Origin of the sequence: Enterococcus xiangfangensis (assembly GCF_005405365.1) — a bacterium.
GTDB classification, from domain to species: domain Bacteria; phylum Bacillota; class Bacilli; order Lactobacillales; family Enterococcaceae; genus Enterococcus_A; species Enterococcus_A xiangfangensis.
Genome location: NZ_BJDX01000001.1, coordinates 340,601 through 360,025, shown reverse-complemented (window position 1 = coordinate 360,025; position 19,425 = coordinate 340,601). Strand labels below are relative to the sequence as shown.

Annotated in this window: 20 protein-coding genes; 10 read left to right on the top strand and 10 right to left on the bottom strand. The window is 40.2% G+C overall.

The genetic code is table 11. The features are described from left to right. Positions 1-22 precede the first annotated feature (22 nt). Complete coding sequence (locus tag FFM68_RS01780; protein WP_137617720.1) at positions 23-538, top strand: VanZ family protein; 516 nt, start codon at positions 23-25, stop codon at positions 536-538. A gap of 33 nt (positions 539-571) precedes the next feature. On the opposite strand, the gene FFM68_RS01775 is transcribed toward FFM68_RS01780, so the two are convergent. Both FFM68_RS01775 and FFM68_RS01770 read right to left on the bottom strand, forming a co-directional pair. Next, positions 572-1,261: a YoaK family protein gene (locus tag FFM68_RS01775; RefSeq protein WP_137617719.1), complete on the bottom strand. Its 690-nt coding sequence runs from the start codon at positions 1,259-1,261 to the stop codon at positions 572-574. A 68-nt stretch (positions 1,262-1,329) separates the two neighbouring features. Further along, positions 1,330-2,229 (bottom strand): hypothetical protein, encoded by a 900-nt coding sequence (locus tag FFM68_RS01770; protein WP_137617718.1) that lies wholly within the window; start codon positions 2,227-2,229, stop codon positions 1,330-1,332. Between the two features lie 108 nt (positions 2,230-2,337). Here FFM68_RS01770 and FFM68_RS01765 point away from each other — a divergent pair, with 108 nt between their 5' ends. From FFM68_RS01765 to FFM68_RS01750, 4 genes are all read left to right on the top strand, one after another. Further along, complete coding sequence (locus FFM68_RS01765) at positions 2,338-3,039, top strand: helix-turn-helix domain-containing protein (RefSeq protein ID WP_137617717.1); 702 nt, start codon at positions 2,338-2,340, stop codon at positions 3,037-3,039. A gap of 24 nt (positions 3,040-3,063) precedes the next feature. Continuing rightward, on the top strand, positions 3,064-3,711 hold the full coding sequence (locus FFM68_RS01760; protein WP_137617716.1) for a hypothetical protein: 648 nt from the start codon (positions 3,064-3,066) through the stop codon (positions 3,709-3,711). A gap of 280 nt (positions 3,712-3,991) precedes the next feature. After that, entirely contained in the window at positions 3,992-4,747 is a 756-nt protein-coding gene (locus tag FFM68_RS01755; RefSeq protein WP_137617715.1) for an AzlC family ABC transporter permease, read from the top strand. After that, the gene (locus FFM68_RS01750) at positions 4,740-5,057 is read left to right on the top strand and encodes an AzlD domain-containing protein (protein WP_137617714.1); all 318 of its coding nucleotides are present in this window, start codon (positions 4,740-4,742) and stop codon (positions 5,055-5,057) included. Before FFM68_RS01755 ends, FFM68_RS01750 begins: the two co-directional genes overlap by 8 nt. A 102-nt stretch (positions 5,058-5,159) precedes the next feature. On the opposite strand, the gene FFM68_RS01745 is transcribed toward FFM68_RS01750, so the two are convergent. The 3 genes from FFM68_RS01745 to FFM68_RS01735 all read right to left on the bottom strand — a co-directional run bounded on the left by FFM68_RS01745 (position 5,160) and on the right by FFM68_RS01735 (position 7,275). Then, complete coding sequence (locus FFM68_RS01745; protein WP_137617713.1) at positions 5,160-5,468, bottom strand: hypothetical protein; 309 nt, start codon at positions 5,466-5,468, stop codon at positions 5,160-5,162. An 86-nt stretch (positions 5,469-5,554) separates the two neighbouring features. Further along, entirely contained in the window at positions 5,555-6,604 is a 1,050-nt protein-coding gene (locus tag FFM68_RS01740; protein ID WP_137617712.1) for a sensor histidine kinase, read from the bottom strand. Then, positions 6,601-7,275 (bottom strand): response regulator transcription factor, encoded by a 675-nt coding sequence (locus tag FFM68_RS01735; RefSeq protein ID WP_137617711.1) that lies wholly within the window; start codon positions 7,273-7,275, stop codon positions 6,601-6,603. The genes FFM68_RS01740 and FFM68_RS01735 overlap by 4 nt, the downstream gene beginning before the upstream one ends. 130 nt (positions 7,276-7,405) lie before the next feature. Between FFM68_RS01735 and FFM68_RS01730 the strand changes: the two genes are divergently transcribed. Beyond that, the gene (locus FFM68_RS01730) at positions 7,406-9,754 is read left to right on the top strand and encodes an ABC transporter ATP-binding protein/permease (protein WP_137617710.1); all 2,349 of its coding nucleotides are present in this window, start codon (positions 7,406-7,408) and stop codon (positions 9,752-9,754) included. 37 nt (positions 9,755-9,791) lie between these two features. Here FFM68_RS01730 and FFM68_RS01725 read toward each other — a convergent pair whose 3' ends face one another. Next, on the bottom strand, positions 9,792-10,985 hold the full coding sequence (locus FFM68_RS01725; RefSeq protein WP_137617709.1) for a YdcF family protein: 1,194 nt from the start codon (positions 10,983-10,985) through the stop codon (positions 9,792-9,794). Between the two features lie 183 nt (positions 10,986-11,168). Between FFM68_RS01725 and FFM68_RS01720 the strand changes: the two genes are divergently transcribed. Beyond that, positions 11,169-11,654 carry a GyrI-like domain-containing protein gene (locus FFM68_RS01720; protein WP_137617708.1) on the top strand — a complete coding sequence of 162 codons (486 nt, stop codon included), beginning with the start codon at positions 11,169-11,171 and terminating at the stop codon, positions 11,652-11,654. A 125-nt stretch (positions 11,655-11,779) separates the two neighbouring features. On the opposite strand, the gene FFM68_RS01715 is transcribed toward FFM68_RS01720, so the two are convergent. From FFM68_RS01715 to FFM68_RS01700, 4 genes are all read right to left on the bottom strand, one after another. Beyond that, positions 11,780-13,105, bottom strand: a complete 1,326-nt coding sequence (locus FFM68_RS01715) for a serine hydrolase (RefSeq protein ID WP_137617707.1) — start codon at positions 13,103-13,105, stop codon at positions 11,780-11,782. A gap of 135 nt (positions 13,106-13,240) precedes the next feature. Then, positions 13,241-14,035 carry a TPM domain-containing protein gene (locus tag FFM68_RS01710; protein WP_137617706.1) on the bottom strand — a complete coding sequence of 265 codons (795 nt, stop codon included), beginning with the start codon at positions 14,033-14,035 and terminating at the stop codon, positions 13,241-13,243. Continuing rightward, the gene (locus FFM68_RS01705; RefSeq protein WP_137617705.1) at positions 14,032-15,099 is read right to left on the bottom strand and encodes a TFIIB-type zinc ribbon-containing protein; all 1,068 of its coding nucleotides are present in this window, start codon (positions 15,097-15,099) and stop codon (positions 14,032-14,034) included. The genes FFM68_RS01710 and FFM68_RS01705 overlap by 4 nt, the downstream gene beginning before the upstream one ends. Positions 15,100-15,196: 97 nt before the next feature. Next, positions 15,197-16,432 (bottom strand): SPFH domain-containing protein, encoded by a 1,236-nt coding sequence (locus FFM68_RS01700; protein ID WP_137617704.1) that lies wholly within the window; start codon positions 16,430-16,432, stop codon positions 15,197-15,199. Positions 16,433-16,613: 181 nt separating this feature from the next. On the opposite strand from FFM68_RS01700, the gene dnaX reads away from it, so the two are divergent. From dnaX to recR, 3 genes are all read left to right on the top strand, one after another. Then, a complete protein-coding gene (dnaX, locus tag FFM68_RS01695; RefSeq protein WP_137617703.1) occupies positions 16,614-18,341 on the top strand; it encodes a DNA polymerase III subunit gamma/tau in 1,728 nt (575 codons plus the stop codon). Positions 18,342-18,357: 16 nt separating this feature from the next. Beyond that, positions 18,358-18,672, top strand: coding sequence for a YbaB/EbfC family nucleoid-associated protein (locus FFM68_RS01690; RefSeq protein WP_137617702.1), 315 nt, complete (start codon positions 18,358-18,360; stop codon positions 18,670-18,672). 148 nt (positions 18,673-18,820) lie between these two features. Then, positions 18,821-19,417 (top strand): recombination mediator RecR, encoded by a 597-nt coding sequence (gene recR / locus FFM68_RS01685; RefSeq protein ID WP_137609499.1) that lies wholly within the window; start codon positions 18,821-18,823, stop codon positions 19,415-19,417. Positions 19,418-19,425 lie beyond the last annotated feature (8 nt).

The following is a 19,425-nucleotide window of genomic DNA, read 5'->3' as shown; positions in this document are numbered from 1 at the left end:
ATTTTTTAGAGGAGGCGGCAGAGTGAGTCATAAAAAACTAAGCAGCGTGCTGCTGATCAGTTACCTGTTATTATTGATCTGGATCTTATTATTCAAATTTTCGCTATCTTTTTCCGATATCGCTGCTCGTTTAGATCAAGCTGTTCGATCGGTCAATCTGCTGCCGTTTCAAGGATCAAAAGTCGTGAACGGCAAGCTCGTGCTTAATGAAATTATTTTGAACGGACTCATTTTTGTACCACTGGGGGTTCTGCTGGGAATCGCGGCTAAAAATTTATCACTGATAAAAAAGTTTGTTTTTATCTGCTTGTTTTCCTTTGCTATTGAGATTATGCAGTTTATTTTAGGAATCGGAGTGACGGATGTGACCGATCTTTTAATGAATTCTGTTGGTGGAATCTTAGGAGTTGGTGTTTACTACGGACTGGCTTTATTGGTTCCTGAAACAAAATTGGATAGAGGGTTGATCATCGTTGGTCTAACAATCGGTATTCTCTTTTTAGGTATGGTCTCTTTACTGCGTTTTTCGTATCATTAATCAGCAAAAAACTCTTCAGCAGAGGCTGAAGAGTTATTTTTTTTGCAAGATATTCGTATCGCGTTGGAACTGCCAAACTAAAAAGGTTTCGGAAAGTGCTAAATAAAGAAATAAGCCGGCGATAACCAATACTGCGCGGGTTCCCAGCATCCGATAAGCAAAAACTGAGACAATCGCACCAGAGATAAAAGCAATCACGACGAGTAAAAAATGGATAAAGCGTGTTTTAGCCGCCTGATCTTTCGTACTCAAGTAATCATAAAGATTGGTCGCAACCCCTTTTAGATTTCCAGTCGTAAATAGATTCGTGTAAGCCAGTCCATTGATTTTGTCAAAAGACACCCATTGAATCGCGGCGGTAAAGGCGATCATGATCGTGATGATTGCAGGGTGCGGCTGCAAAAATTGTAAACTAATGATAAAAAAGATTGCCGCTTCAAAGTAAAGCAGAAACAAGCGCCAAAAATGTAGCGCTTTTCTTTTGAAGTAATCAATCATAAATTTTGCTAAAAGAATTCCAATAAAAAAGAATAAGGTGGAAAGTAATTTTTTTCCAACCATGTTCCATTCGCGCTCGTAAGCTTGGATGATCGCCAAAATCAAGTTGCCGGTCTGAGCAGAAGCGAAGGCTTGGTAACGAATATAAGTGAAGCTGTCAATCATTCCACCGATAAAAGTCAGCAGCAGACCAACAGAACGATTCTCATGGAAACTAGTATTCATCTGTAAATCAACTCTTTTCGCTGACTATTTTACCATATTTTTCAGAAAACAGATAAATAGTTTCATGATTATTTTTTACGCAACAGATAGACTGCAACGACGATATTCGTTACACCGAGTCCTAGCCAAGCAAGCGCTGAACTTTTCATCCCAGTTCTCGGCAAAAGTTTAAAGGCTCGTTTTAAAGGCTGAGTGGCATTTTTAGGAATAGATTTTTCCGACTGAACAGGGGGATTAGAGCCCTTAGAGTTTGATTTTGGCAATAAACGCGAGTCAGTTGTGGAACTCTCCTTCGTTGCAGAACTAGACTCATTTGATGAACTAGATTCGTTTGATGAACTAGAATCGTTTGATGAACTAGAATCGTTTGATGAACTAGAATCGTTTGATGAACTAGATTCGTTTGATGAACTAGATTCGTTTGATGAACTAGATTCGTTTGATGAACTAGAATCGTTTGATGAACTAGATTCGTTTGATGAACTAGACTCAGTTGACGAACTCGTGTCAGTCGTGCTAGTTGCAGGTTCATTGATAATAAAAGTGACGGTTTGGCTGCTGACACTATTGATATCCGGTCCGACAATAGTGAATTTCACTGGGATAACGGCTCCAACTTTGACAGTCGGTGAAACTGAGAGAATCACATCTTCAGCGGCTTGAGTATTCGTGACCTTTTGAAAATGATTGGCAGATGCCTGAATATTATTGCCGCCAGTTTCATCAATCAGTTTAAGTTGTGTCGCCGGATAATTTGTAATTTCCCCACCGAAATAAGTAAAAGAGACATGCATCTGTAGTTGCTGACCGGGTGTGACATTGACGATCCCTGAGTTGACGTTTTTGCCGTCCAATGAGACAGTAATATTGTTGATATCCATTGATGGTGACGCAGATTTGTTTGCAGCAAATGTTGTTAACGGAAAAAGAAACAAAAAGGCTGCTAGACAATAAAAGGTTTTTTTCATTTTTTCTCCTCCTAAATAAGCTAGGTAGGAGTATAACGCGGAAAAAGAAAAGGATAGGTCACTTTTTCAGTTAGGCTAACCTAATAATTAAAATAATGGAGGGGTTTGGTGTTTACTAAAGAAATATATGGACAGCTGCAACTTTTAATGTTGCTGGAGCAAAAGGATAGTTGGTGCAGTGGGGTAGAGTTGGCGCAGGCTAGTGGATTGAATGTGAATACTGTTCAAAAATATTTGGATCATTTACAGGAATTGATCAAAGACTTTTCAGATGTCTCTTTAGAAAAACATCGAAATTATGGCGCACGATTTAATCGAAAAGCAGATTTTCCTATGCAACGTTTATTTAGTGAAGTGATCTGTCAAAGTATCCTCACATCCTTTTTTGAAGAGTTACTACTTCAAGGAGAGATTGATATCCAAATTTTTTGCGAGGAGCATTTTGTCAGTACATCAACTTTGCGTCGAAATATTCGCAAGTTAGAAAAAAAGTTGCTGCCGTTGGGTTTGAGTCTAACAAAAGGAACAACGATACGAATGATCGGACCAGAGCATCAAATTCGGTATCTTTTTTATCAATATCTTTGGACGATCTATCGAGGAGTCAAAGAACTGCCTTGGGAGATCGAAAAACAAATGTTTTATCCAATCGAACAATTGGCGACTCTTTTTGAGTTTGAATTTACAAGTGTCCAACGAAGTCAATTAGGTGTATTGCTATTTGTTTTTCAGTGTCGAACTAAAATCGAGCCTAGCTATGAAGGCAGTCTAAAACCAGCTTTTGAAGCTCCGTCTTTATTCAGCCATTGACAGCAAGATGATTGGGGAATGTTATTGTTCTTTTTACAGTTGCTGCCGCTCTTTTTTGATTTGAGCAAGGAGCGGTCTTTAGTAATTATTCCGCAAAAACTCCAAAAAGAAATCACTGAAAAAAATACTGCCTGGCTTGCGTTGTTTGAAGAAACTTTCGATGTTTTGATCGAGGATAAAGCATGTATCAGCGATCAACTCAACCAGTTGTTTTTGTTCAATCGTTACTTGAATGAAGTCCATACATTGACCGGTCTTTTTCCGATCGTAGATGAAGAACGCTTGAAGAAAAACGCGCCTGGATATATGGAAAATTTTTCAGCTTTTATTGAAAAATTATTTGCTGCAATTGGTTCACACAATCCAAAAATGACGGCACTTTTTTCATTGCTGCTGGCTAACACGGTCGTTTCCTATTTATCCTATCGTCCAAGCATCAAGGTATTTATTTTGTCAGATTTGGGGCAGTCGTTTGAAGCGATGCAAAAAGAATTGCTGATCGCCGGTTTAGGCAATGATTATCGAATCGAGTTTGTTCGATCAGAAGAAGGCGCAGATTTGACTTTATCGAATCTTCCCACTCCTGACAAGAAGTCGTTGCAAGTTCGTTCCACCATCGATGCACGGGATTTGCGGATGATTCGGCAGTTATTGAAAAAAAGAAGCAGTTGAAAACGTACATGAAGTTTTCATAAGAAAATTTTAAAACTTTCCTTTTTTTTATTTATCGAAAGCAGATGTTTGTTCTGTATAACAGAATAATAATTCGTGTTAGGTGCTAGGATGGCCCTGAAAGTTAGCGTAAAATAATTAGATAAAGTATTTTTTACGAATGATTGACTGGAAATGAGAAAAGATTCAAGCATCCAGTGAATATTATCTTTTTTACAGGAATGTGTTAGAATGAAAATGCTTTTTATCCTGTGAACGTGAAGGGAAATGAGACCACACCATGCCTGTAAAAAAAAGGACACCATGGTTAGAGGCGTTATACGCGGCGATGCCGCTTTGTTTTAGTTACATCCCAGTCGGCTTAGCATGCGGCATGCTTTTGCAAAAGGCAGGATTTAACATCTTTTTAACGGCCTTGCTTTCGATACTTGTTTTTTCAGGAGGCGCACAATTTTTAGTCGTCTCGATGATAAGTGTTCATGCATCATTTGTGTCCACAATCTTAATGGTTTTCTTCTTGGAGCTGCGTTATGCGCTGCTAGGCTCCAGCTTGTCACAATTTTTTAAAAAAGAAAAACGATCGTTTATTGCTCTGTTCTCGCAGTCAATGAATGATGAAAACTATGCAGTAAATTATTTGAAATATTCTACTGATCCTGAATGGGATCGAAAAAAAGCTTTGTTCGTTAACTGGTTTTCAATGGCTTCTTGGACGATCAGTACGGTAGTCGGAACGATTTTTGGTTCAGTCATCCATGTCGATACTGAATTGGTCCACTTTGCGTTGACTGCGATGTTTATTTTTATGTTTATGATGCAGTTGAACAATGGCTTGTTATTAGTTACTGGTTTATTATCTGGCGGCTTAGCGGTTGTTTTCATGCTAGTATTTAAAAATACTTTCGGCTTGATCTTAGCAACGTTGTTGGCCTCGTTTGTAGGTTACTTGATCGAACGGATCCATAAGACTGCGGATACAAATACAGATGGGCCAGATCATTATGATTTGACTGGCGGGGAGGTCCATCATGAGTAATACTGCTTTGTTGCTGTTGATCTTATGTCTATTCGGCGCGTCCTATTTGCCGCGATTGTTTCCGATGTTGTATTTTTCACAACGACAAGTTCCGCAATGGTTTAGTGATTGGATGAAATATGTGCCGATTTCACTGTTTGCAGCATTAGTGTTCAAAGATGTCTTCATCAGTGACAATCAATTTGAACTCATCGGCAACGGCCGGATTATCGCGATGTTCTTAGTCGCAGGTGTTGCCTACAAAACACGCTCGATGGCAGTCTCGGTAATCACCGGGATAGCCGCTGTATTTTTACTATCCTTGATTTAAAAAATCGGAAACACATCCTGAATGTGTTTCCGATTTTTTTGCTTTTGGGGAAGGCGGTTGTTTCCTTTATTAAGGAAAGAAAACCATCAAGGTCGCGGTCTTTTAATTTTGATATTCGGCGATTGGACGGTAAGTTAAGATTTGCATTTTACGATAAAATTCAGCAGGCAAGTTTTTCCATGATTTGAATAAGTTATGAAAAAAGCCGCCTTCTGCATTGATCGTATACTCGTTTAATAAAAGGCCAAATGATTTTCTTGGCTGTTCTTTGACTAATTTTTCATAAACTTCAGTCGCTTGTTTTTGATTGTCAGCGACAAAAAGTGTATTGACTTCAACGTACGCACCCTCGATATTTTGTGTTTCTTCAACAAAGTACACGGACTTGGTAACTTTTTGTTCCTCCATCATATCGGTCACTCCTTCTTTAAGTTATCTATAGCTTACAAAAGAAATATTAACTAATAATGAATTAATTCGTTTTTTCTAGCAAACAATTATGAATTTTCTAAGTCATTTGGCAAAAATAATTTAAAACTGCTGCCTTGACCAGGGATACTATTGACTTTGATCGTTCCATGGTGTAGTTCAATGATTTGCTTGGCTAATGCTAAGCCCAATCCATTTCCGCTAGTTTTACGGCTCGTATCGCTTTGATAAAACTTATCAAAGATCCGATCAGCGACTTTTTCCGTCATGCCGATCCCTTCATCACTGATAATGATGAGCTGACCCTGCGTTTCATTGATTAATTGGACACGAATACTGCTGTTTTTTTGACTGTATTTGATCGCATTATCCATGAGGTTCAGCCAAACTTGGTAAAGAAACTCTTCATTGCCGTAATAATTTGTTCGAGGCAAGGTTAGATCTAGTGTCAAATCCAGCTGTTCCCATTTTGGCTGTAAAAATAAAATCACTTCGCGAATCTGTTCATCTAAGCGAAAAGACTGAAAATCTAAACCGATTCCCTGATTTTCAAGTTTGCTCAATTTTAAAATATTATCGGTCAAATGAGTCAATTGCTGGGTGCCCTCTAACATACGTTCTAAATAACTTTGCCGTTCTTCTTCGGCTAACGAGTTGTTTTGCAGCAGTTGGACATAGCCCTTAATCGTTGCTAGCGGTGTTTTGAATTCATGGGAGACAGTTGAAACAAAATCGTTTCTCAATGTTTCGATGCTGTTGAGTTCGTTTACCATCACATTAAAGTCATGGTAGAGCTCAGCGACGTCTTCTACTTGCTGTTCTTCACCTAATTGCAGCGTGAAGTCGCCTTTAGCGACTTTGTTCATAGCTTGCCGCAAATTTTCAATCGGTTGCAAAATTCGTTTTCCAACAAAAATCGATAGCACAGCACCGATGACCAAACTCAAAAAAATGATGAAATAAAACGGGAAAAGATGATTTTCACGTTCTGGCGCCAATAGTTTAAAATGATTGACAATAAAGAGCAGACAGACAAAAACAGACAGTACGACTACCATCAATAAAAAGGTAATCGCAACGAAATACATCCATAATTGCGGAAATAGTTTTTTTCTCATGAGCGAATGACCGCCTTGTATCCCAGTCCGCGAATCGTTTCAATCGAAAAATCAGGATTGGCTTCTAACCGGGAGCGCAGCCGTTTGATATGAACATCAATCGTCCGTTCATCTGTATCTGAGTCCAATCCCCAGATTTCATCCATCAATTGCTGACGAGTAAAGATTTTATTCGGGTAAGCCAATAGTTTATATAAAAGCAAAAATTCTTTTTGCGGCAGCGTCTCAGTGTCAGCTGCTGTTTTGATTTCATAAGTTTCTTGATTGAGTTGTGTGCTGCCTACAACTAATTCTTTTGTGTGGACGATTTTAGCTCGACGCAATAAGGCTTCCACCCGCAAAAGCATTTCCTTCACGTCAATCGGTTTCACCATGTAATCATCGATCCCGATCATAAATCCGCGTTTTTTATCTTCAAAAGCATCTTTGGCCGTGATAAACAAGATCGGCAGCGTATATTTTGTCTCACGCAGACTTTCTGCGAGCTCGTAGCCATCCATTTCTGGCATCATGATGTCGCTGATAATCAAATCAATGAACTGTTTGTCTAAAATGGTTAAGGCTTCGATCCCGTTCATTGCCCGAAAAACTTCAAATCCTTCATTTTTCAACGCTGTTTGATAAAGTAAGGATAAGTTTTCGTCATCTTCTACGATAAGTATTCGATTCATTTGCTTTGCCCTCCTTTTTGCTCAATAATAGTACCAGCTTACTATGAACCTAGTGTGAATTTTTGTTCATTTTGAGTTAATAATGCCATGCTATCTTGATGAAGTAAATTAATAGGGAAAAGGTGACACGATGTTAGAGCTAAAAGATATAAAGAAACATTATCATGTAGGCGATACGACGACCAAAGCGTTAGACGGCGTATCCGTCTCATTCCGCCGACAAGAATTTGTCGCAATCTTAGGAGCCAGTGGGTCTGGTAAAACGACGATGCTGAATGTGATTGGGGGATTGGATAACTATGACTCAGGCGACATGGTGATCGATGGGACTTCCACAAAAACATTCAAAGATGCTGACTGGGATGCTTATCGAAACAATTCAATCGGATTTGTTTTCCAAAGTTATAATTTGATCAGCCATTTAGGGATCATCGAAAATGTAGAACTTGGAATGACCTTGAGCGGTGTTTCAAAAGAAGAAAAAAAACAGCGGGCAGAAGAAGCTTTGCGAAGAGTCGGTCTAGCCGATCACATGCACAAAAAACCAAACCAACTTTCAGGTGGACAAATGCAGCGGGTTGCAATCGCGCGGGCTTTAGCCAATGATCCTGATATTTTGCTTTGTGATGAACCAACAGGAGCGCTAGACACAGAAACTAGTGTTCAAATCATGAATTTGATCCAAGAGTTATCAAAAGAAAAATTAGTTATCATGGTGACCCATAACCCTGAATTGGCCAATAAATATGCCGATCGGATCATCGAGTTTTCTGATGGACGAATTTTGAATGATTCGCATCCCCACATTGAAGGCAAGAAGGGCTCAGAATTTCAATTAAAACGTACGAAGATGAAATTTACGACGGCTTTAAAACTTTCTTTCAATAATTTACGAACGAAAAAAGGTCGGACATTTTTGACGGCTTTTGCTTCAAGTATCGGGATCATCAGTATCGGGATCGTACTTTCGTTGTCGAGTGGATTCCAAAAACAAATCGACAGCACACAAGCAGAAGCGATGGCGAAATACCCAATCACGATCGCAAAAACAACGACCGATCAAACAGCCAATCAAAACCAGGCGCTTGGATCGGACAAAGCCGCTAAAGCAAGTAAAGAAAACAAAAATCAAATCGTCGCTAAAATCAGTGATGAAGACAAAGCGCAACATACAAATAAAATTGATCAAGACTACGTGGATTACATCAATGATATCAATCCTGAGTTGAGCAACAATATCGGTTTTACTCGTGTGGTAGGAATGAATCTGTTACGAGACGTCGACGGCACTGTAAAACCTGTGAAGCTGTCTAATGAAGCGTCAGACGGCAGTCCATCCATGATGAGTGCAATGGCAAGTATGACAGGAATGGGTGTTTCTTCCTTTCCAACACAGTTGGATAAAAGTTCCGGCAACTTCTTAAAAGAAAACTATAAATTGTTGTCAGGTGAATATCCTAAAACCAATACAGATGTAGTTCTGATTGTGGATGCCAATAACAGTACAAATATCAATTCATTGAAAAATTTAGGTTTCGATGTTAAAGATGGCGACAAACTAGATTTTGCTAAAATTGTTGGAACGGAATTTAAATTGGTTAACAACAATGAGTATTACAAAAAAATACCAACCGGCAACTTTATTCCTAATACTGATTACCAAGCAATGTACGACAATGGGAATAACGAAGTTTTAAAAATCTCAGGAATCTTGCGAGTAAAACAATCGTCAACAATGAATCTTTTGGCACCAGGAATTGCTTACAGCGATGAACTGACGTCTAAAATCGTGAGTGATAACGAAAATTCTGAGATTGTAAAAGCCCAAAAAGAAACAGATACGAATGTCATGACTAATGAAAAACTGGATACTGAAGCAAAAGAGAGCACGCTTGCCTATTTAGGCGGCGACAGTATCCCTAGCAACATCATGATCTATCCAAACAATTACAAAGATAAAGATAAAATATTGAATTATTTGGATGCGTACAATAAAGGCAAGAAAAAAGAAGATAAGATCATCTATACTGACTTGGCAGGAACGATGACGGAATTGACCGGCGGCTTGATGGACGCGATCACTTATGTATTAGTTGCTTTTGCTGGAATTTCGTTAGTGACCAGCATGATCATGATCGGGATCATCACATATACTTCTGTGATTGAACGGACAAAAGAGATCGGTGTCTTGAAAGCTTTAGGAGCACGAAAAAAAGATATCACTCGGGTATTCGATGCAGAAACGTGTATTTTAGGTGTTGCTTCTGGAACACTTGGGGTAGTGATCGCGTACTTAGCAACTTTCCCAATCAATGCAATTTTGTATAACATGACTGAATTAAAAGATGTCGCACAATTAAATCCAGTTCATGGAATTATTTTGGTCCTTGTTTCAACTGTTTTAACAATGATCGGCGGACATATCCCTGCAAGGATGGCAGCTAAAAAAGATGCTGCGATCGCTTTACGGGCAGAATAATAAAAAAGGAACGCCAAATTTGGCGTTCCTTTTTTGGTTAAAATACAAAGAAATAGTTGATGATCGAAATCAAACTAAAGCCTAGTGCGATCAATCCGCAAATAATAAGATGGAGCCGTTTATTCATCAAAGCCACAGCGATAAACTCTCTTAAAAAGGCATTTGGCAAATAGTAACGCGCAGTCTTTGAACCAATCCCATCAATTTTCAAACCAACATCTTGGGCATACATCCCAGCTCTGAAAATATGATAATTGTTAGACGTAAAGATCGCATGGTACCCTGCAGGTCGTTCACGTTCCATGATTTCTTTACTAAACTGCATATTTTCCAATGTATTAGTCGATTGTGCTTCCATCAAAATGTCTTCAGCAGGAATCCCTTGTTCGATAGCATACTCGCGCATCGCTTGAGCTTCGGGAATCTTTTCATCGCCGCCTTGTCCGCCCGACATTAAAAGTTGTGGCGGTGATAAAGTTTCTGCACTTTGCTTGCGGTAAAATTGGATCGCACGATCGATCCGTTTCGCTAGCAGTGGTGTAACTTTTAGTCCATCAATCAAGCCGGCTCCTAGAACGATCACATAGTCTTGATCGTATTTTGGTTGGTTGAATTGATAAAGTATCGAAATCGATAAAAAATTCCAAAAGACGACAAAAAAGTAAGAGGCGATTGTCGTCGGGATCGCTAATAAAATGACTGACCAACTAGGTAGAATTTTTGGTCCAAACGTCTGCAAGACCACTAACCCAATGATCGCCAGCGCTAAAATCAAAGTCAAAAGATTCGGTAGTCTGCGAGATTCGTGACGTAAAACGATGAAACTATTACCAATCAGAAAAATAATCGCCGCATACAAGCCAAACAAAACGACCAAGAAGAAGACGAATATCAAAATACTAAGGATTCCTATCCCAATCAAAGAAGTGGAAGTAACAGTGATAAACGTTACGTACCCCACAAAACTGAGTAAGAAAAGATTCAACAGCCAGCCGTTTCGCAACCGACATTTTTCTTTGAAATAAAAATAGCAGAACAATAAAAAAAAGAAGAGCGGGATCAAAATAAAAAATGTTTTGTTCTGAATCTCGATGGTAAAAAAATAGCCGGCTAGAAAGATACTAGTCCATAATAAAAATTTGCTGAACTTTCGTTGGTTGAAACGAAGTAGCACACCAAGCAAAATGATGAAATAAAAGGCTAAAGCAAATAAATCTCGTGGGATATCCACTGTGTCACATCCTTTTTAAGTAGCGATAAATGATTTTTCAGCTGTACAGTCGAACTTAACAGCTTCGATATTCAGTATATCAAAGAACACGACAAAGAGCAGTAAAGAACGATTCGTTGGTTTTCTAGAAAAAGATTAGTAGAATTAATAGTAAGTCAGTGCTAATGCAGGGAGGAGATCTACATGAAAATCAAAGGAATTGATCGAGTAGATTTACCGACACTTTTTGTGATCGGTAAAGAAGGACGAGGGCAAGCAGAAGAAGGACCATCCTGGGTTCCATTGCTATGGGATCAGCTGAATGCTCATTTTGAGGAACTAGTCGAATGTTTAGCAGGACAAGACATCAAGGAGCTGCATTTGTGGGGATTGATGAGTGATGGTGACCATTGGTTGGAGCCGTGGCAGCAAGAAGGTCGTTATTTAGCAGGTGTTCAAGTACCCGAAGATACGCAAGTTCCTGAAGGCTGGGTCGGTTGGAAACTGCCGCCAATGAGTTATTTGACCGTGAAAGCCAGTGCAGAAAAAATTGAAGAAGCAACAAATTTAATGTTGGGCGAGATTTTTCCATTAGAGAAATTAGAGCTTGCCGGTGCGATCCATGAACATTATTTGCCGCATTTTGCAGAAGGAGAAGTTGAATTGTATTTTCCTTTTAAAACACAATAAAAAATTTCCTAACTACAAACTGAAGGTCAGAAACAAATCTGTTTCTGACCATTTTGCATGGAATATAAAAAAGGGTTGTGACAAAACGTTTGTCACACAACCCTTAGATCGATTTTTTGTTTGAGTTAAGCAAATAGATTTGTAGTTTTTTGCCAAATGTCTGCGAATAAATCCGTAGTTTTTTGCCAAATCATCTCAAAGGTATTCGCTTTTTCTACCGCCTGTTTAGTTATGAGATTTGTTTCGGCACCTTCATTTGTTTGAACATAACCTAAAGTATCTTGGGTCAGCGAAACGGTGACAGTCCCGATTTTTTCATTCTTGAACACCGGTGCGATTATTGTATCGTTGTCTAACAAAGATTGATCCAACGTCGTTTTAAACGTTAGATTTGTAGGATCCATATCTTTTCGAACCCAGAGTTTGACAGGTTTTTCCATTGCTAAAGCGACAGATTTTTGTGCGCCTTCAGTAACGGCTAGTTCTGGCTGATCAGTCGGTGTTTGTCCAGCAGTAGTCACATCTTGTTGGCTCCAATTAGTTAAACAATAATCCATTAATTTGTTCGTTTCAACGTAACGTGCTTCGTTGTCATTGTCTTGATCCAAAGCATTCAGGATCACGGTGATGACCCGTCGTCCGTCTTTTTGGATCGTCCCAACGAAACAAGCACCCGCTAAATCAGTGGTCCCAGTTTTCAAACCATCGACACCGTCTTTATGGTTTGGCCCATCAAACAGCATGACGTTCACATTTTTCATATCATCTGGATGAGATGTATTCGGTGCAAATGTCTTTTCTTTGATTTTAGAGACTTCCAAAATTTCGGGGAAGTCTTTGATCAGATGTTGTGCTACGATCGCAACATCACGAGCAGACATCAAGTTTTCATCATCTTTTTGAGTACCGGGATAAATCTGGTCTTCCAGAAAGACATTACTTAAACCAGAAGCATTGATGATAGTCGCGTCGTTAATGTTCCATTTTACTAATTGTGCCCGCATTTGATCAACAAACGTGTGCTCATTACCAGCGACCAGTTCTGCTAAAGCAACGGCACAGGCATTAGCTGACTCGACGATCATCGCTTCAAAAAGATCTCTGACCGTGTATTTCTGTCCACGGACTAAGGTCACGTTGGATAGATCGGGAACTGTACTTAATTTTTCAGCATATTCTGAAATAGGTACTTCTTGTTCCCAAGTAATTTTTTGTTGTTTGATCGCATCTAAAACGAGATATGCCGTAATCGTTTTAGTGATAGATGCGATGCCTTTTGGGGTATCTCCATTCTGATTAAAAAAGACCTTCCCTGAATCAGCATCGATAGCGAATCCTGCATCTGCATTAACTGTAAAATCGTCTGCAGCTTGAGCGGTGATTCCTATGAGGCCTTGGAGAAAAAGTACTAGCACAACCAAAATAAGGGGGAATCTTTTCTTTTTATTCATCGATGGGCTCCTTTATTTCTTTTACCTTTAAAAGCTTAGCAAAATCATTGGATGAATTCAAGAAAACACAAAAAATACCAGAGTTTCTTATTAATTTTTGAAAGACTCTGGTATAAAACTATTCGTATGTCATAGTTAAAAGCCGCGCCCGCCACCGCCAAATGTTCCGCCGCCACTGGAATTTGTTGTACTTCCACCGCCACCACCGCCATTATTTTTAGTAGGCCGAGGGATTCGACGAGTGGTAACGAAAGAATTGACCAATTGATCTTGCCGTTCAGTCAGCTCCAACTGGGCATTTTCTCGATAAGGGTAACGATAGGTACCGATTTTTAATTGATAGCGCAAACGAATCGTAAAGAAGAATCCGATAGCCGCGGCTAATGCAATGATCAAGCCAATTGTAAGCTCGATTCCAGTGATTGATTTGTAATAGGTCACTTTGCCAGTCTTTTCATCGATGCGGTAAGATCCGCTGGGAATGCCGTCGTCTACGAATTGTTCGGCGTTGGTTAAATAATCCGTACTGGCTTGATAATAATCACCAGCGCTCATTGCAGCTTCCACATCGTCCAAAAGCTGGTCACGCCGTTTATCAGTTATATAATCGATCATATTGCCTGAAGTTGATAAATAAATTTCGCGCTGAGTCATATCTAATAAAAGTAGGGCACCGTTATTATTTTTACCAACACGAGTCATCAACTGTTCATTGGCAAATGTTCGCGGTTCTTCGGTATTGTCAGTTGTCGTCAAAATAAAGACTTCGCCTTTGTTTTTTTGATTGATCGCATCCGCTTGATTTGAAAGTTTTACTCGTTCTTCAGTTGTCAGCAGATTGGCTTGATCGTCAATTGTGTTGTCCGCGGCGAAAACTTTCAGTGGATTGAACAGTGACAAAAAAACAATGAATAGTAGGAGTTTTTTCATATCAAGTACCCCGCAATCAGAGCAATTACCAGCAGTACCGCAAAGATCCCGCCTGAAAATAGCCCTAAACGTTTATTGCTGACTGGCAAAATTCCGCTGACTTTTCCGGTTTGCCCATTCATGGCATAGTAATACGTCTTGTCTGTGGCATCTTGATAAGTCACTAGCCAGACTGGCAGCAACATATAGTGATTGTCTTGTTTTTCAACAGTGACTGACCGATTATTTGGAGTGAACGTCGTGTAGCCGGCAACTGTATCACGCAGCAAATCTTCTGTATATTCGGTCAGTTCATGATTGATCTGTTCAGACAGCTCTGCGATTTCGATATCTCGTTTTTCTGCTTGAAAACCTGATAAGTATTCTGTATGAAAATCGACTGCTTGATCGATAGGAAAGGGCTGAACACCTTCGACCATTTTTTGCTGGAGATTTTTAGTCAAAGCATTTTTAGTCAGATGTTGGATTTTTGCCTTGCCTTGGCGGAAAATTTGATAAACTTTCGTTTCAGTATATTCAATGTCTCCAATAATCCAAACTCGCAATGAAGTCCCTTTACCAGTCAAATTGCCCGCCGTTTCCGCGTCAATCACCCAGTAAGGGAAATAGACACCCGTCATTTTCTCAATCTGCTGTTCGTTGAAAAAATCTTTTGGAATGAAGCGTTTCTTTTTGGTCCAAGCTAAAAAATCACTGATTGCTTTTTCTTTCTCGATTTTAAATGGCAAAACTTTGTTAGGCAAAAATGCGCCAGTCAAGCGCCCCGATAATACGACTGGGTTGTGACAAAAATAGCAATAAGTAGCGGCGGTGGTGTGATCTGTCACAATTTGAGCACCGCAGCTGGGACAAAGAAAAAGATCCATGTCATCAGCCGTGTTTTTTTCCTCGACACCGGTGTCTGTCGATTCAGCAGTTGGCGGAGCTTCTTGTGCTTCAAACTGTTCAATGTCTTCCACCGTAAAAATACTCAAGCAATAATCACAATGGAATTTTTGATCACTTGGATTGAATGTCAAAGGACCGCCGCAATTGGGGCAATGATGCGTCAATATATCTGCCATTTGCAGATCCTCCTATTTCATAAAAGTAACTAGATGCTGGATGTCACATTTTTTTGAGATTTCGCGAGTGTTTCCCTAAGTTGTGAATCTTAAAAAGTTAGTCTAGTGGGACGCCTTTGAAAGGTTTGCCGCAATGCGGACAGAATTTAGGTACGCCAGTTGTCAAATCAATAGCTTCACCGCATTCGCTGCATTTCATTTGGATTTTTGCCGCAGTTGCCGGTGCTGGTTTTGGCTCACCACAGTTGCCGCAGAATTTACCCGTGTTTTCTTCGCCGCATTTTGGACAAGTCCATTGATCACCAGCTGCTTTTTGTTGAGCTTGCTGATTTTGCTGAATCTGTTGATTATTACTTTGTGAAGCTTGGTTGAGAAAATCTCCACCTGCGTTCATTCCCATGCCTACACCAAAGAAACCTGTCGTAGCGCCTGCTGGATTTTTACCCGCTGCTTCCATTCCGCGTGCAACTGAGCCTTGAACGTAGCCTTCCCGTATGCCAGGATCACCTAACATCGCGCCTTCATTGCGCATATTGATTAATTTCGCAGAATCGTCCGTGTAAGAAATGCTGGCAACAGCGACCGAAATAATTTCCATTCCGCGTAATTTTTGCCAACTGTCATCTAATGCATCAGATAAATAATTGCTTAGTTCCAAGCTTTTAGATGGAACATAAGAAATCCGCTGACCATCGGCAGACATTTGATTGATCGCCGCTTGCAAGCCGGTCAAAAATTCTTGCAAGTATTGTTCATTGATATCGCTGATCTCGACTTGTGCCATGTTCCGCGGGATCGCATTAGCAAAAAATAAAATTGGATCGGTCACTTGGATTGAGTATGTACCGTGCGCGCGTAAAAATAACTCTGCGTTGTAAAAATTATCAAAATAATTTAATGGCGTGCTGGTACCAAATTTGATTCCCTTAATTTCTTGCAGATTGATGTAAAAAACTTGTTGTTTCTGTGGTGTCGTGCCACCAAATTTGAAACGGCTAAAAGTTTCGGTGACCGCTTCTTTTAGGGAACCGTTGAACATCGATGGCGCCAAATTATTTTTAACCGTGTAATAACCTTCTTCTGCGGTGTAATCAATAATTTTTCCACCGTCAACTAGCAACATCATCATATTTGGATAGACATGAATGACTGAACCGTCGGTGATGACATCGCTGGTTCCTTTTTTATTGCTGCCGCGTTTATCGTTTTTTCGCACGGCGACTCCTTTTGTCATGACAGTAGTTTGTCCCATGTCAGCGGGTTCAATGATTTCTAACCATTGATCGGCCAGTCCGCCGCCAAGACTGCTTGTTGCTGCTTTAAATAGACCCATGAATATCCCTCCGTAAAGCGTTTTTCCCATTATACCATAGAGTATTTTTGAAATAGAAAAGATACAGTTAGACAGATTAAGAGTCGCTAAACAATTGAGATAGACAATTGGTTTCTATAGTTTTTTTATATAAAATCACGTATAATAAAAAGCAGTGATTTTAAAAGGAAAGAGGAGAATTATGGCGTATCAAGCACTTTACCGCGTTTGGCGGTCGCAACGTTTTGATGACTTGGTCGGACAAGAAGCGATCACAAAGACACTTAAAAATGCGATTCAGCAACAAAAAACTTCCCACGCATATCTGTTCACCGGTCCCCGCGGAACAGGAAAGACCAGTGCCGCGAAGATTTTTGCTAAAGCCATCAATTGTCCCAACAGCGTTGATGGGGAACCTTGTAACAAGTGTGAGATGTGTCGTTCGATCACCGAAGGACGACAAGAAGACGTGATCGAGATCGACGCGGCTAGTAATAACGGAGTGGAAGAGATTCGTTTTATCCGTGATCGGGCAAATTATGCACCGACTGCGGCTAGCTACAAAGTCTATATCATCGATGAAGTCCATATGCTTTCGACTGGTGCGTTCAACGCGTTGTTAAAAACGTTAGAAGAACCAAAAGAACATGTGATTTTCGTCTTAGCAACGACAGAGCCGCATAAAATACCGGCAACGATCATTTCACGGACACAGCGATTTGATTTTAAGCGAATCGGTGTTCCGGCGATCATTGGCCGGATGGCTTATATTCTTGGAGAAAGCAATCAGCCGTATGAAGAACAAGCATTGTCAGTGATCGCCCGTGCAGCTGAAGGCGGGATGCGTGATGCACTGAGTATTTTGGATCAAGCGATTTCTTTCAGTAATGAAACAATCACGTTAGCCGATGCATTAGCAGTGACCGGCAGTTTAACGACTGAGATGATGGATGCTTTCATTGGAGCATGTCTGCAGCAAAACGTCAGTGGTGCGTTAGAAATCCTAGAAAATATTTTGGCAGAAGGAAAAGAAGCTCGCCGTTTAACGGAAGACTTATTATTGTATTGCCGAGACGTGTTGATCTATCAGCAAGCGCCGCAGCTTTTGGAAGCTCGTGCCGCGTATTTGACCGATACATTCAAACAATTAGCTGAAACGACGGCCTCTGAACGCTTATATGCGATGATCAAGGTTTTAAGCGAGACACAAAATGAGATTCGTTTTACCAATCACGCCAATGTTTATTTAGAAGTTGCGACGGTGAAACTGGCGACTCCACAAACGCCAAGCGAAATGCCAACGTCAAGTCAGCCACCGAATTCAGCAGCACAGCCAGCTGATCAAGCCGAATTAGCTTCCTTGAAACAGCAACTGCAACAACTGCAAACAGAAATCCAGCAAATAAAAGCCAATCCAACAGAAAAAATGGAGCACAAAGCAACGCCGAAAAAAACTGTCAGCAGTTATCGCGTACCGACAGAACGGGTCTATCAAGTATTAAGTGAAGCGACCAAAGATCATTTGATAAATGTGAAGAACGTTTGGGAAGATCTATTGATGGCTTTACCAGTGACTCAACGTGCGATGTTGAAAGCGAGTGAACCGATGGCGGCAGGACCAAATTCTATGTTGGTGACTTTTGATTATGAGATCGTTTGTCAGCGTGCAGACAGTAATGAGGAACTGCGCTTGAATATGCAGAATAGTTTAAGTATGATGATCAAAGATTACACGCCAGAATTTGTCTTTATTACTCGTGAAAGCTGGCCGCGCTTGCGCCAAGCTTTTCTCAGTCAACATCACGATCGCCCGGAAGCGACCAAAGAGATAGGGACAGAAGATGAAGTCGTACTACCTGAAGAAACGAATGAAGTCGTTGAACAAGCAAAAAGTTTGTTTGGCGATCTAGTAACGATCAAAAAAGATTAGAGGAGCGAAAAAAACAATGATGCGCGGAATGGGAAATATGCAAGGTATGATGAAACAAATGCAAAAAATGCAAAAGGAAATGGTCAAAGCTCAAGATGAATTGAATGCTAAAGAATTCATTGGAAGTTCGACGAATGACTTAGTCACAGTAACCTTTACCGGTGATAAAAAAATGAAGACGATGACGATTAATCCTGAATTGATCGATTCAGAAGATCCAGAGATGCTGCAAGATATGATCGTTTTAGCAGTCAATGATGGGATTACAAAAATTACTAAAGAAACCGATCAAACAATGGGAAAATATACAAAGGGACTTCCTGGAATGTAAGCGACTTTGTTTTTAGTTGTTGGCTGCTGATTTTTTATAAACAAGTCAGCGGTAGAATTCATGTCCGGCTGAACGAACTAGCTTTTGGTCTTAGTATTCAAAAGTAAAACGAGTCCGTGAAGCCTTTCTGAAAGAGAGGATGAACAGGATGCAATATCCAGAACCAATTGCGAAGCTGATTGAAAGTTATATGAAGCTGCCGGGAATCGGACAAAAAACCGCGACCCGTTTAGCCTTTTTCACGATCGACATGAAAGACGAATCAGTTAATGAATTTGCACGTTCTTTGATCAGTGTCAAACGCGATCTGCGTTTTTGCAGTGTCTGTGGAAATATCACAGAAGAAGATCCGTGTGAGATTTGTTCGGATACAACGCGCGACCGCAGTACAATCTTGGTTGTAGAAGAACCTAAAGATGTGATGTCGCTGGAAAAAGTTCGTGAATACCACGGACTTTATCATGTGCTCCATGGTGTGCTATCACCGATGGAAGGAACCGGACCAGAAGATATCAATATCGCGCCTTTGATTAAACGGCTGCATGATGACGAAATCAAAGAAGTCATCATCGCAACCAATGCCACGACTGAAGGCGAAGCGACGGCAATGTATCTGTCGCGTCTGATTAAACCAGCTGGAATCAAAGTCACTCGATTGGCTCACGGACTATCTGTCGGCAGCGATATCGAGTATGCTGATGAAATCACTTTGTTAAAAGCAGTGGAAGGACGCCGTGAATTATAAAGATTTCG